The organism is Streptomyces sp. 3211.6 (assembly GCF_003634815.1).
GTDB classification, from domain to species: domain Bacteria; phylum Actinomycetota; class Actinomycetes; order Streptomycetales; family Streptomycetaceae; genus Streptomyces; species Streptomyces katrae_A.
This window is the reverse complement of the sequence record NZ_RBXC01000001.1, coordinates 4692119-4704791: the sequence shown is the minus strand read 5'-3', so window position 1 is coordinate 4704791 and position 12673 is coordinate 4692119. Positions and strand designations below refer to the sequence as shown.

12 protein-coding genes are annotated in these 12673 nt (G+C 70.6%); 7 read left to right on the top strand and 5 right to left on the bottom strand.

Going from position 1 to position 12673, the window contains the following annotated elements; translation table 11 throughout:
- Positions 1 to 10: 10 nt before the first annotated feature.
- From BX286_RS21790 to BX286_RS21770, 5 genes are all read left to right on the top strand, one after another.
- Complete coding sequence (locus BX286_RS21790; RefSeq protein WP_079429263.1) at positions 11 to 1171, top strand: sensor domain-containing protein; 1161 nt, start codon at positions 11 to 13, stop codon at positions 1169 to 1171.
- 141 nt (positions 1172 to 1312) lie between these two features.
- Positions 1313 to 2602 (top strand): sensor histidine kinase, encoded by a 1290-nt coding sequence (locus BX286_RS21785; RefSeq protein ID WP_237293038.1) that lies wholly within the window; start codon positions 1313 to 1315, stop codon positions 2600 to 2602.
- Positions 2603 to 2726: 124 nt separating this feature from the next.
- Positions 2727 to 3386, top strand: coding sequence for a response regulator transcription factor (locus BX286_RS21780; protein ID WP_079429261.1), 660 nt, complete (start codon positions 2727 to 2729; stop codon positions 3384 to 3386).
- A gap of 212 nt (positions 3387 to 3598) precedes the next feature.
- Complete coding sequence (locus tag BX286_RS21775; RefSeq protein ID WP_121016090.1) at positions 3599 to 5545, top strand: 2-oxoacid:acceptor oxidoreductase subunit alpha; 1947 nt, start codon at positions 3599 to 3601, stop codon at positions 5543 to 5545.
- 1 nt (position 5546) lies between these two features.
- Positions 5547 to 6605 (top strand): 2-oxoacid:ferredoxin oxidoreductase subunit beta, encoded by a 1059-nt coding sequence (locus tag BX286_RS21770; RefSeq protein WP_121016088.1) that lies wholly within the window; start codon positions 5547 to 5549, stop codon positions 6603 to 6605.
- A 62-nt stretch (positions 6606 to 6667) separates the two neighbouring features.
- Here BX286_RS21770 and BX286_RS21765 read toward each other — a convergent pair whose 3' ends face one another.
- Together BX286_RS21765 and BX286_RS21760 are read right to left on the bottom strand one after the other, a co-directional pair.
- The gene (locus BX286_RS21765) at positions 6668 to 6943 is read right to left on the bottom strand and encodes a hypothetical protein (RefSeq protein ID WP_121014619.1); all 276 of its coding nucleotides are present in this window, start codon (positions 6941 to 6943) and stop codon (positions 6668 to 6670) included.
- A 71-nt stretch (positions 6944 to 7014) separates the two neighbouring features.
- On the bottom strand, positions 7015 to 7923 hold the full coding sequence (locus BX286_RS21760) for an IS5 family transposase (protein WP_398897937.1): 909 nt from the start codon (positions 7921 to 7923) through the stop codon (positions 7015 to 7017).
- A gap of 246 nt (positions 7924 to 8169) precedes the next feature.
- On the opposite strand from BX286_RS21760, the gene rarD reads away from it, so the two are divergent.
- Positions 8170 to 9150, top strand: a complete 981-nt coding sequence (gene rarD, locus BX286_RS21755; protein WP_121016086.1) for an EamA family transporter RarD — start codon at positions 8170 to 8172, stop codon at positions 9148 to 9150.
- 245 nt (positions 9151 to 9395) lie between these two features.
- Positions 9396 to 10733: a M28 family metallopeptidase gene (locus tag BX286_RS21750; protein ID WP_079429257.1), complete on the top strand. Its 1338-nt coding sequence runs from the start codon at positions 9396 to 9398 to the stop codon at positions 10731 to 10733.
- Here BX286_RS21750 and BX286_RS21745 read toward each other — a convergent pair.
- From BX286_RS21745 to BX286_RS21735, 3 genes are all read right to left on the bottom strand, one after another.
- Positions 10723 to 11112, bottom strand: a complete 390-nt coding sequence (locus BX286_RS21745) for a hypothetical protein (protein WP_237293036.1) — start codon at positions 11110 to 11112, stop codon at positions 10723 to 10725. The two genes, BX286_RS21750 and BX286_RS21745, sit on opposite strands and share 11 nt — an antisense overlap.
- A complete protein-coding gene (locus BX286_RS21740) occupies positions 11109 to 11312 on the bottom strand; it encodes a ribbon-helix-helix domain-containing protein (RefSeq protein WP_237293031.1) in 204 nt (67 codons plus the stop codon). The genes BX286_RS21745 and BX286_RS21740 overlap by 4 nt, the downstream gene beginning before the upstream one ends.
- A 97-nt stretch (positions 11313 to 11409) precedes the next feature.
- Positions 11410 to 12618 carry a sigma-E factor regulatory protein RseB domain-containing protein gene (locus tag BX286_RS21735; protein ID WP_079429255.1) on the bottom strand — a complete coding sequence of 403 codons (1209 nt, stop codon included), beginning with the start codon at positions 12616 to 12618 and terminating at the stop codon, positions 11410 to 11412.
- Between the last annotated feature and the right edge of the window lie 55 nt (positions 12619 to 12673).

Sequence of the window (12673 nt, the reverse complement as noted above, 5' to 3'; positions counted from 1 at the left end):
GGCTGGCCGCATGACCGCGAACGATCATGCCCCCGCCCTTCCTCCCGTCCGGCCCGCTTTTGACGGGGTCACGTGGAAGGAGATCGCCTATCTGCTGACCAATCTGCCGGTGGCGTTGACCGGATTCGTTTACACGGTTGTCATGCTTGCGACGGCCGGTGGGCTGGCCGTGACGGTGATCGGGCTGCCGGTGCTGCTGGGCGGTCTGTATCTGGCCCGGCTGCTGGGGGTGCTCGAACGCGTACGGGCGCGGGCCCTGCTGGGTGTGCGGGTCGACGAGCCGAGTGCGCTGCCGGGGCCGCGCCGCTCCGGCGGGTTCTTCCCCTGGTTGTGGGCGGGGATCAAGGACCCGGTGGCGTGGCGGACCGTGCTGTTCGAGCTGGTCCGGCTGCCGTGGGGGGTGCTGACCTTCAGTATCGCCCTGGTGGGGCTGTTCGTGCTGTGGCCGGTGCTGCCGTATGTCGTGCGGCTGCTCGCGAACCTCGACCGGCTGATGGTACGGGGTCTGCTGTCGCCCTCCGACGAGCTGGAGCGGCGGATCGCCGAGCTGGAGTCGGGGCGCGGGGTGGTCGTGGACACGGCGGCGGCCGACCTGCGGCGGATCGAACGGGACCTGCACGACGGGGCGCAGGCGCGGCTGGTGGCGCTGGCGATGGGGCTGGGCCTGGCCAAGGAGAAGCTGCTGGAGGACCCCGAGGGCGCGGCCGCGATGGTCGACGAGGCGCACGGGGAGGTCAAGCTCGCCTTGCAGGAGCTGCGGGACCTGGCGCGGGGGATCCATCCGGCGGTGCTGACGGACCGGGGGCTGGACGCGGCGCTGTCGTCGGTGGCGGCGCGGTGCCTGGTGCCGGTGAAGGTGTCGGTGCGGCTGGAGGAGCGGCCGGCGGAGGCGATCGAGGGGATCGCGTACTTCGTGGTGTCCGAGCTGCTGCAGAACGTGAGCAAGCACGCGCAGGCGCGGGGTGCGGGGGTCGAGGTGTGGCGCGAGGGGGCTCGGCTGCTGATTCGCGTCGCGGATGACGGGCGGGGTGGGGCGCGGATGTCCGGGGGGAGCGGGCTGGCGGGGCTCGCGGAGCGGGTGCGGGCCGTTGACGGGGGGTTCGTGGTGGAGTCCGCCCCGGGGGCGGGGACGGTGGTGGTGGCCCAGCTGCCGTGGCGCGGGCGCGGCTGAGGGGCTGCCCGGGGCTGCCGGGGGCGGCGCCGGGGTGGGGTTATCCCCCCTGGTGGGAGGCCTACCTGCCGGATGGTTCCCGGGCGGGGGTGCGGCGGAGGGTGGAGGGGTTGGCGGACGGATGAAGGGCGGGTCGGGAGTATGGGGAAGCTTCGGGATGTGGTGCTGGCGCCCGTGGCGGGGCGGACCTGGCGTGGGCTGCTGTACCTCGTGGTCGGGCTGCCGCTGAGCACCGTGTACTTCGGGCTCGCGATCGCCGGGCTGGCCACCGGGGCCGGGCTGCTCGTGACCTTCGTCGGGGTGCCCGTGCTGGCCGGGGTGCTCGCCATGTGCCGGGGGTTCGGGATCGTGGAGCGGGCCCGGGTGCGGGGGCTGCTGCGGGTCCCGGTGCGCGAGCCGGCGCCGGTGCGGGCGGGGAAGCCCGGCGTGCCCGCGGCGGTGGGGGCGCTGCTGAAGAGCGGCAGCGCCTGGCGGCACGTGCTGTACTCGGTGATCCACTTCCCCTGGGCGGTGTTCGCCTTCTGCCTCGCGCTCACGCTGTGGAGCTACGGGTGGAGCATGCTGCTGTACCCGCTGTGGTTCTGGGTCTTCCCGGCCTTCACCGACCAGCCGGGGCTCCAGCTGTTCCAGAACGGCGACTACACCTTCTCCCTCGATTCGCCGCCGGCCATCGCCGCCGCGAGCGTGCTCGGGCTGGCCTTCACGCTGGCCACCCCCTGGGTCGTCCGGGGCCTGGTGAGCGTCGACCGGGTACTGGTCACCGGTCTGCTGGGGCGGTCCCGGCTCGACGACCGGGTCAGTGAGCTGGAGTCCGACCGCGGGGTGGTCGTCGACACCGCGGCGGCCGACCTGCGCCGCATCGAGCGGGAGCTGCACGACGGGGCCCAGGCCCGCCTCGCGGCGCTGGCCATGGACCTCGGGCTGGCGAAGGAGAAGCTGGCCGAGGACCCGCGGGCAGCCGCCCGCATGGTGGACGAGGCCCACGGGGAAGTGAAGACCGCCCTGCAGGAGCTGCGGGACCTGGCGCGCGGGATCCACCCCGCGGTGCTGACCGACCGCGGGCTGGACGCGGCGCTGTCGGCGGTGGCGGCGCGGTGCGCGGTGCCGGTCCGGGTGCAGGTGGACCTGCCGGCCCGGCCCGCGCCTGCGATCGAGGGGATCGCGTACTTCACCGTGTCCGAGCTGTTGCGGAACGCCGGCGGGCGCGCGGGGGCGCGGAGCGCCGGCGTGGACGTGTGGAGGTCGGGGCAGCGGCTGATGATCCGCGTCGCGGACGACGGCCACGACGCGGATGGCCCCTCCGGGGGGACCGTGCTGCCGGCCGGGCTCGCGGAGCGGCTGGAGGCGATGGACGGCGTGCTGGTCGTGGACTCCGTGGAAGGCCGGGGCACGGTGGTGACGGCCGAGCTCCCCTGGCGGGACACCCCGTAGCCGCGTGCGGGGCGCGTGTCCCGTCCTTGATCCCAGCCGGACCGGAATCGAAGGTTCGGCTGGGATGCTTGGCATGCCGAGTGGGTATGCGAGTGGGCGGGAGTTTCACAACGTGGAAAACAGGGTGCGGGTCGTCATCGCCGAGGATTCAGTGCTGCTCCGTGAGGGCCTGACCCGGCTGCTGACCGACCGGGGGCATGACGTCGTGGCAGGCGTCGGGGACGCGGAAGCCCTGGTCAAGACGGTGGCGGACCTGGCGGCCGAGGGAGCGCTGCCGGACGTGGTGGTGGCCGACGTACGGATGCCGCCGACGCACACCGACGAAGGCGTACGGGCCGCCGTACAGCTGCGCCGCGACCACCCGGGGATCGGCGTGCTCGTCCTGTCGCAGTACGTGGAGGAGCAGTACGCCACCGAACTCCTGGCCGGTTCCAGCACCGGGGTGGGGTATCTGCTGAAGGACCGCGTGGCCGATGTGCGGGAGTTCCTGGACGCCGTCGTCCGGGTGGCCCAGGGCGGTACGGCCCTGGATCCGGAGGTCGTGGCGCAGCTGCTGGGCCGCAGCCGCAAGCAGGACGTGCTGGCCGGACTGACCCCGCGCGAGCGCGAGGTGCTGGGCCTGATGGCGGAGGGACGGACGAATTCCGCTGTGGCCAAGCAGCTCGTGGTGAGTGACGGGGCCGTGGAGAAGCACGTCAGCAATATCTTCATGAAGCTGGGCCTGTCCCCGAGTGACGGGGATCACCGGCGCGTACTGGCGGTTCTGACCTACCTCAGGTCTTGATCGACTGAGAGCCTGTCAGGTGGGTCACGCGGCGCCGCCGCCGCACGACGGCCAGGGTGATTTGGAATATTTCGAGTAGAGCACGACGTCTGTCGGAAAGATCGCCCCGCGAGGGGCGGTCCAGAATGCGGGCGACCCAGGGACGGATGACGTCGCGGACGTAGGGTTGACCTTGGGAGCGAACGCCCACGCCTCGAAGGAGGTCCAGTTCAGTGACCAGCCAGGTCAGTAGCCCGGCCGAGCAGGCCGACGGGGCCGGTGGGGCCATCGGTGAGCAGCGCGGCGCGCCTCAGACCGATGGAGCCGGCAAGGAAATCCGCCGTGTCGACCGGGTGATCATCCGTTTCGCGGGTGACTCGGGTGACGGTATGCAGCTGACGGGTGACCGTTTCACCTCGGAGACGGCGTCCTTCGGCAACGACCTCTCGACGCTGCCGAACTTCCCCGCCGAGATCCGTGCCCCTGCCGGGACCCTGCCCGGGGTGTCCTCGTTCCAGCTGCACTTCGCGGACCACGACATCCTGACCCCGGGTGACGCGCCGAACGTGCTGGTCGCGATGAATCCGGCCGCGCTGAAGGCGAACATCGCCGACGTGCCGCGCGGCGCGGAGATCATCGTGAACACGGACGAGTTCACCAAGCGCCCGATGGCCAAGGTCGGCTACGACACCTCGCCCCTGGAGGACGGCTCCCTCGACGCCTACAACATCCACCAGGTCCCGCTGACCACTCTGACGGTGGAGGCGCTGAAGGATTTCGGTCTCACCCGTAAGGAGGCCGAGCGCAGCAAGAACATGTTCGCCCTCGGTCTCCTGTCGTGGATGTACCACCGTCCGACGGAGGGCACGGAGAGCTTCCTGCGCCAGAAGTTCGCGAAGAAGCCGGAGATCGCCGAGGCGAACGTGGCGGCGTTCCGGGCGGGCTGGAACTTCGGGGAGACGACGGAGGACTTCGCGGTCTCCTACGAGGTCGCCCCCGCGACCAGGGCCTTCCCCACCGGCACGTACCGCAACATCTCGGGGAACCTGGCCCTGTCCTACGGGCTGATCGCGGCGGCCCGCCAGGCGGACCTGCCGCTCTACCTGGGCTCCTACCCCATCACCCCGGCCTCGGACATCCTGCACGAGCTGAGCAAGCACAAGAACTTCGGGGTGCGGACCTTCCAGGCCGAGGACGAGATCGCCGGCATCGGCGCCGCGCTGGGTGCCGCGTTCGGCGGGGCCCTGGGCGTCACCACCACCTCCGGCCCGGGTGTGGCCCTGAAGTCCGAGACCATCGGCCTGGCGGTCTCCCTGGAGCTGCCCCTGCTGATCGTGGACATCCAGCGCGGCGGTCCCTCCACCGGCCTGCCGACCAAGACCGAGCAGGCCGACCTCCTCCAGGCCATGTACGGCCGCAACGGCGAGGCCCCCGTCCCCGTCGTCGCCCCGCGCACCCCGGCGGACTGCTTCGACGCCGCCCTGGAGGCCGCGCGCATCGCCCTGACCTACCGCACCCCGGTCTTCCTGCTCTCCGACGGCTACCTCGCCAACGGCTCCGAGCCCTGGCGGATCCCGGACGTGGCCGACCTGCCGGACCTCGGCGTGCAGTTCGCGACCGCCCCCAACCACCAGCTCGCGGACGGCACGGACGTCTTCTGGCCCTACAAGCGGGACCCGCAGACCCTCGCCCGCCCCTGGGCCGTCCCCGGCACACCGGGCCTGGAGCACCGCATCGGCGGGATCGAGAAGCAGGACGGCACGGGCAACATCTCCTACGACCCCGCCAACCACGACCTCATGGTCCGCACCCGCCAGGCCAAGATCGACGGCATCGAGGTCCCCGGCCTCGACGTCGACGACCCGGACGGCGCCCGCACCCTGGTCCTGGGCTGGGGCTCCACCTACGGCCCCATCACCGCCGCCGTCCGCCGCCTGCGCGCCGGAGGAATCGCGATCGCCCAGGCCCACCTGCGCCACCTCAACCCCTTCCCGAGGAATCTGGGGGAGGTCCTGAAGCGTTACGACAAGGTAGTGGTGCCGGAGATGAACCTCGGGCAGCTGGCCACCCTGATCCGGGCGAAGTACTTGGTCGACGCCCAGTCGTACAACCAGGTGAACGGAATGCCCTTCAAGGCGGAGCAGCTCGCGAAGGTTCTCAAGGAGGCCATCAATGACTGAGGTGACCGACGCCCCGACCCTGCTTTCGCTGGTGCCCAAGGCCGAGGCGAAGCAGTCGATGAAGGACTTCAAGTCGGACCAGGAGGTCCGCTGGTGTCCGGGCTGCGGTGACTACGCCGTCCTCGCCGCCGTCCAGGGCTTCATGCCCGAACTCGGCCTCGCCCGCGAGAACATCGTCTTCGTCTCCGGCATCGGCTGCTCCTCCCGCTTCCCGTACTACATGAACACCTACGGGATGCACTCCATCCACGGCCGCGCCCCCGCCATCGCCACCGGCCTGGCCACCTCCCGCCGCGACCTCTCCGTCTGGGTCGTCACCGGCGACGGCGACGCCCTCTCCATCGGCGGCAACCACCTCATCCACGCCCTCCGCCGCAACGTCAACCTCAAGATCCTCCTCTTCAACAACAGGATCTACGGCCTCACCAAAGGCCAGTACTCCCCCACCTCCGAACTCGGCAAAATCACCAAATCCACCCCCATGGGCTCCCTCGACGCCCCCTTCAACCCGGTCTCCCTCGCCCTGGGCGCCGAAGCCTCCTTCGTCGCCCGGACCATCGACTCCGACCGCAAACACCTCACCGAGGTCCTGCGCCAGGCAGCCGACCACCCCGGAACCGCCCTCGTCGAGATCTACCAGAACTGCAACATCTTCAACGACGGCGCCTTCGACGCCCTCAAGGACAACGACCAGGCCGAAGAAGCCCTCATCCGCCTCGAACACGGCCACCCCATCCGCTTCGGCACCGGCCAGACCAAGGGCGTCATCCGCAACCAGCAGACCGGAGACCTGGAAGTCGTCACCGTGACGCCGGAGAACGAGTCGCAGATCCTGGTCCACGACGCGCACGCGGCGACCCCCACCACCGCCTTCGCCCTCTCCCGCCTCGCCGACCCCGACACCCTCCACCACACCCCCATCGGCGTCTTCCGCAACACCGACCGGCCCGTCTACGACACCCTCATGGCCGACCAGCTGGAGACGGCGGTCGACCAGCGCGGCAAGGGTGACCTGGCGACCCTGCTCGCCGGCAACGACACCTGGACCGTGGTCGGCTAGGCCGTGTTTTAGAACTCGCCGACCTGCCTGGTTGGCCGTCCGGGGAAGTCGCGGGCGGCCATTCAGACGGTGAGGTCGCGGGCGATGTCGTTGATGCTGGTCGCTGTGGTGACCTCGTGCTCGTTGCGGGTGGTATCGCGGCGGACGAACTCGTAGCCGCCTTCGTCCAGGACGGCCACGGAGGCGAACCAGACGGGGTCGTCCTCGTCGGGCTGGACGACCACGAAGGTGTTGTCGGAGTCGTTGAGGTCGCTGACCATCATGAACAGCGCGTCCTCAGAGGGGTCGTCGATGCGGTCGCCGTTCTCGCTGTCGGCGCCGTAGTACTGGGCCCCCATCGCTGCTTCTCCCTCGCGTTGTTCGCCCTGGCCGCGGTCAGCATGGCATGCGGACCGACGGCCCAGGCCAGTCACAGCCATTCACCGATGGCGGCGATCAGGACGGTTGCCTCGAAGCGGACCGCGAGCTTGTCGAACCGGGTGGCCACCGCCCGGTTGCGCTTGAGCCGATTGATCCCACACTCGACCGCGTGCCGAGCCTTGTAGTCCTCACGGTCGAAGGCCGGAGGCCGCCCGCCGGCCTTCCCCCGCCGCTTGCGGTTCGCGACCTGGTCGGCGGGCTCTGGGATGGTACAGCGGATTCCCCGTTTTCGCAGGTAGGCCCGGTTGGCGCGGGAGGAATACGCCTTGTCGCCCCGCACCCGCAGCGGGCGGACACGAGGACGGCCCGGTCCGGTGCGGGGAACCCGGATGCCTTCCAGCACGGCGGCGAACTGAGGGCTGTCACCACGCTGACCTGCGGTGACCAGCAACGACAGCGGCCGTTGACCTTGCTCGCAGGCTAGATGGATCTTCGTGGTGAAACCGCCCCGGGACCGACCCAGTCCGTGGTCTTCCGGCTCGGCGCGGGTCCCGCCGGGCGGTTCCTTCTGGGCCTGTCCGTCGCGGCGGGCACCCGCGGCGTGCTGATGGGCCCGGCAGATCGTGGAGTCGACGTTGACCTCCCACGTGATCAGCCCTGCCTCATCCGCGCGGGCTTGCAGCCTGGTCAGCAGTGCAGGCCAGGTGCCGTCACGCTGCCAGCGGCGGAAGAGCCCATAGACCGTCTGCCACGGCCCGTACTCCGACGGGAGATCCCTCCACGGAGCACCAGTCCGCACCCGCCACCGAATCCCGTCGATCAGCCTCCGCCGGCCCAACGGCGGCCGCCCCAACACCGCGACCGGCAGCAGTGGTTCCAGCACGGCCCACTGACCATCAGAAAGATCCCCTCGCCCCACACCACGATCATCACGGCGCAGGGCGAGCGACAAGCCCATTTCTAAAACACGGCCTAGAGCCGGCGCCGGCGCGGGCCGACGAGCGAAGACCGAGCCCGGATCCCGTCCCACGGGGTCCGGGCTCCGTCGTACCCGGCCGGCCGGCCCCTCGGGTCACGAGCCCAGGAGCACCCCGGGGCGGCTCCAGTGTCATGAGTATCTCCATCAAACGGGCATGACAGCAGCCCCGTCCGGCGATACCTTCGTGAGGTTGTGAAATTGGCCGGAAGTCGCACTGGAGGTCCCGTGAAGGCGGACAACGAGCAGCGCACGGGTTTGCTCTACGGATTCGGCGCGTACGGGATGTGGGGGCTGGTCCCCCTGTTCTGGCCCCTGCTCATGCCGTCCGGGGCGGTCGAGATCCTGGCGCACCGCATGGTCTGGTCACTGGCCGTGGTCGCCGTCGCACTCCTCGCGCTGCGCCGCTGGCGCTGGATCGGCGAGCTGGCCCGCCAGCCCCGCAAGCTGGGGCTGACCGCGCTGGCCGCGTCCGTGATCAGCGTGAACTGGGGCCTGTACATCTGGTCGGTCAACAACGGGCACGTCGTCGAGGCCAGCCTCGGCTACTTCATCAACCCCCTCGTCACCATCGCGCTCGGCGTGCTGGTGCTGAAGGAACGGCTGCGCCGGGCGCAGTGGGCGGCCGTCGGGGTGGGCGTGGCCGCCGTCGTGGTCCTGGCCGTCGGATACGGGCGGCCGCCGTGGATCTCGCTGACCCTGGCCTGCTCCTTCGCCATCTACGGGCTGATCAAGAAGAAGCTGGACATGGGCGGTCTGGAGTCGCTGACCGCCGAGACGGCCCTGCTGTTCCTGCCGGCCCTCGGCTACCTGCTGTGGCTGGGGGTGGAGGGCCGCTCCACCTTCGCCTCACAGGGGCTCGGGCACTCCGCGCTGCTCGCCTCGACGGGGCTGGTCACCGCGATCCCGCTGATCTGCTTCGGGGCCGCCGCGATCCGGGTGCCGCTGTCCACGCTGGGGCTGCTGCAGTACCTGGCGCCGGTGTTCCAGTTCGCGCTCGGCGTCCTCTACTTCCACGAGGCGATGCCGCCCGCGCGCTGGGCCGGCTTCGGCCTGGTGTGGGTCGCGCTGGTCGTGCTGACCTGGGACGCGCTGCGGACCTCCCGCCGCTCGCGGGCCCGGCTGGCCGAAGCGGCGGCCGAAGCGGCAGCGGCGGCCGCGGCCGCGCCCCCGGATTCCGCACCGGCGCCGAGCCGCGAGCCCGCGTAGCCGCCCTCCCCGGCTCCCCAGGACCCGCCCCCACCCCCATACACCCCCACGATCCCCGGTACGCACTCGCGTACCGGGGATCGTCCGTATTCCGAACGTATCTGACCGGATTGCGCTCTTGACGGTCAGTCATACTCTCGCTGAACATCAGGCTCGCACTGACGCACCATCGCTCACCTGCACGATTCCCGCACGTTCCGTCTCATCCCCAACGGATCATCCCCACGGAATCCCGGAGCCCCCACATGAGCCTGTCCGTCTCCCGGCGCCTGACCGCCGTGACCGCGATCGCGGTCGCCGGGCTGTTCGCCTCCACCGCCCCCGCCGCGTTCGCCGCCGCACCCACGGCCGCCGCGCCCGCCGCCGTCACCGCCGCGCCGACGCCGCCCGACATCCCGGTGGCCAACGTCAAGGCGCACCTGTCGCAGTTCCAGTCGATCGCGAGCGCCAACGGCGGCAACCGCGCCCACGGCCGGGCCGGCTACAAGGCCTCGGTCGACTACGTGAAGGCCAAGCTGGACGCGGCCGGGTTCACCACCACCCTCCAGACCTTCACCTCCAGCGGCGCCACCGGCTACAACCTGATCGCCGACTGGCCGGGCGGGGACCCCAACTCCGTCCTGATGACCGGCTCCCACCTGGACTCGGTGACCGCGGGCCCCGGCGTCAACGACAACGGCTCCGGCTCGGCGGCCGTGCTGGAGACGGCGCTGGCCGTCTCGCGCGCGCAGCTCCAGCCCACGAAGCACCTGCGCTTCGGCTGGTGGGGTGCCGAGGAGCTGGGCATGGTCGGCTCGAAGTACTACGTCAACAGCCTGCCGGCGACGGAGAAGTCGAAGATCTCCGGCTACCTGAACTTCGACATGATCGGCTCGCCGAACCCGGGCTACTTCGTCTACGACGACGACCCGACCATCGAGCAGACCTTCAAGACGTACTTCGCGGGCGTGAACATACCCACGGAGATCGAGACCGAGGGCGACGGCCGCTCCGACCACGCGCCGTTCAAGAACGCGGGCATACCGGTCGGCGGCCTGTTCTCCGGCGCCGACTACACCAAGACCTCCGCGCAGGCCCAGAAGTGGGGCGGCACGGTCGGCCAGCCCTTCGACGCCTGCTACCACGCGTCCTGCGACACCACGGCGAACATCGACGACACCGCCCTGGACCGCAACTCCGACGCCATCGCCTACGCGATCTGGAACCTCGGTGCGGGCACCCCGGTCCCGCCCGGGAAGTCCTTCGAGAACACCGCGGACGTGAACATCCCGGACTCCCCCGGCGCCGCGGCCACCTCGCCGATCACGGTCTCCGGCGTGACCGGCAACGCCCCCGCCACCACCAAGGTCGACGTGAACATCGTCCACACCTACCGCGGTGACCTGGTGATCGACCTGATCGCCCCCGACGGCACGGCGTACCGGCTGAAGAACTCCTCCAGCTCGGACTCCGCGGCCAACGTGGTCGCGAGCTACACGGTGAACGCCTCCACCGAGGTGGCCAACGGGACCTGGAAGCTCCAGGTCAAGGACGTGGCGGCGCAGGACACCGGCTACATCAACAGCTGGAAGATCACCTTCTGACGGGTTCCTGGATGAGGGCGCGGAGCTGCTGCGCCACCGCGGCGACGTCCGCGCGGCCCAGTTTCGCGTCCTCCACCAGGTCGCCGAGCTCCTCGGGCGAGGGCAGCTGCTTCGCGCCGGCCACCCGCAGGTACGAGCGGGTGGCCGCGGCCGCGTAGAACTCGTTCATCGGGGACTCCAGCGCCGGGCAGACGGCGAGGGTGTGCAGGAACGCCGCGGCCCGCCACGCGGTGTCGGGCGCGGGCTGCTCGGGCACCAGCACCAGGTCGTTCTGGTGCCGGGCGACGGCGGCCGCCACCCCGGACGGGTCCCATACGGCGGGATCCGACGGCAGATGGTGGGCCAGTGCGGTCCAGGCCCACTCCATGGTGATCTTCAATGGCCGAACCGCTCCTGGAAGTAGCCCCAGTGATCCGCGAACTCCTCTATCCCGGACAGGAAGTTCTTCCGGTCCTCGTCGAGTTCGCGTTCCGTGACCTCGGTGATCAGCGCGGTGACCGTCGTCCCCAAGGCCGCCGCGCGCGCCTTGAGGCGGTCGTGGAACTCTTCGTCCAGGCGGATGGTGACGTGTCTTGACATGGACCTCACGGTACAGCGGCCGTGCTGTACGCAGGAGGGGAACGCGACAAGGGTGGCCCGGGACACACGTCCCGGGCCACCCCTCCGTCCGCCGCGGCTACTTGGCGGAGTCGGCCGTCTTCACCAGCTGGTCCTTGGTGACCGCGCCGACGTACACCTTGCCGTCGTCCGTGATCAGCGCGTTGACCAGGCGGGTCGACAGGATGCGGCCCTCGCCGAACTTCCCGTGGACCTTGTCCCCGAGGGAGTTCAGGAACTGCTTGGCCTCCTTGGGGGTGTTCTTGTCGTTCTCGACGTCCTTGAGGCTCTTGCCGGCGCCGGAGTCGATCCGCGCGACCGTCGCCCAGCCCTCGCCGAACACCTTCACGTCGCCCTTGCCGTGCTCCCCGCCGGCCAGCTGCCCGAAGCCGGGCAGGGACTCCAGCGCCTTGAAGCGCTCGTCGTCCTTGCCACCCTTGGCGTCCTTGCCCGCCAGGCCCGGGTGCGAGCCCTCGGTGACCTTGGCGCCCTTGGGCGGGGCGAAGGAGAAGGAGTCGGCGGCCGGCTTGCCGAAGTCGACCTGGGTGAAGCCCGCTTCGGCGATCGGCTTGCCGCCCTGGGCGGACAGCAGCTGGACCCGCAGCGGCACGCCGTTCTTGGCGTCGACCGCGATCTGGACCGACCCGACGGTGGAGCCGCTCTGCTTGGGCTTCAGCACCAGCTGGTAGGCGTCGCGCCCGGCGATCTGCGCGGTCTCGCCCACGCCGATGTCGGTGGTCGGACCGGCCTGCTTGATGATGTCCTGCGCGATCTGCTGCGGGGAGGCCGCGAGCCGGTCGCCGCTCTTGTGGTCCTGGCCCGGGCGGTCGGTCTTGTCGTGGAAGGCCTCGTTGGACTTGCTGTCGTAGCCCCACACGTCGTTGCCGTTGTGGACGAGGGTGTACTCGTCCTTGCCGTCGAGGAAGGTCAGCTTCTGGCGGTCCGGGCCGTCTGCCGCGACGCGCAGGGTGTGCGTGCCGTTCGCCAGCTGGGCGATCTTGTCCTCGGGGTTGGCGGAGCCGCCCGTCACCCCGGCGCCGCCCAGCAGGCCGGTGGCCAGGGTGGGCAGGCCCAGGTCGGTGGTGATCCTGGCGCTGCCGGAGAGCTGCTGCACGTCGGAGGCCGCGACCTTCTCGATCAGCTGCTGCGCCGTCACCTTCGGCAGGTCCGGGCCGCCGGCGGTGGCGAAGGCCGGGACCATCGCGGCGGTCGCCGCGGCGACCCCCGCCACCGCGACCGGTACGGCGTACCGCGCGGCCTTGCGCGAGGTCTTCGTGTTCGCTGCCATCTCAGAGCCCTGCCCTCTTGTCCAGGGCGGCGACCGTTGTCGCCGCACTCACCCG

Excerpts from the sequence above, each read along its gene's own strand:
- BX286_RS21790 (WP_079429263.1), top strand. The coding sequence starts at position 11 with ATGACCGCGAACGATCATGCCCCCGCCCTTCCTCCCGTCCGGCCCGCT.
- BX286_RS21765 (WP_121014619.1), bottom strand. The coding sequence starts at position 6,943 with ATGGGGGCCCAGTACTACGGCGCCGACAGCGAGAACGGCGACCGCATC.
- BX286_RS21735 (WP_079429255.1), bottom strand. The coding sequence starts at position 12,618 with ATGGCAGCGAACACGAAGACCTCGCGCAAGGCCGCGCGGTACGCCGTA.
- BX286_RS21740 (WP_237293031.1), bottom strand. The coding sequence starts at position 11,312 with ATGTCAAGACACGTCACCATCCGCCTGGACGAAGAGTTCCACGACCGC.
- BX286_RS21750 (WP_079429257.1), top strand. The coding sequence starts at position 9,396 with ATGAGCCTGTCCGTCTCCCGGCGCCTGACCGCCGTGACCGCGATCGCG.
- BX286_RS21760 (WP_398897937.1), bottom strand. The coding sequence starts at position 7,923 with ATGGGCTTGTCGCTCGCCCTGCGCCGTGATGATCGTGGTGTGGGGCGA.
- BX286_RS21785 (WP_237293038.1), top strand. The coding sequence starts at position 1,313 with ATGGGGAAGCTTCGGGATGTGGTGCTGGCGCCCGTGGCGGGGCGGACC.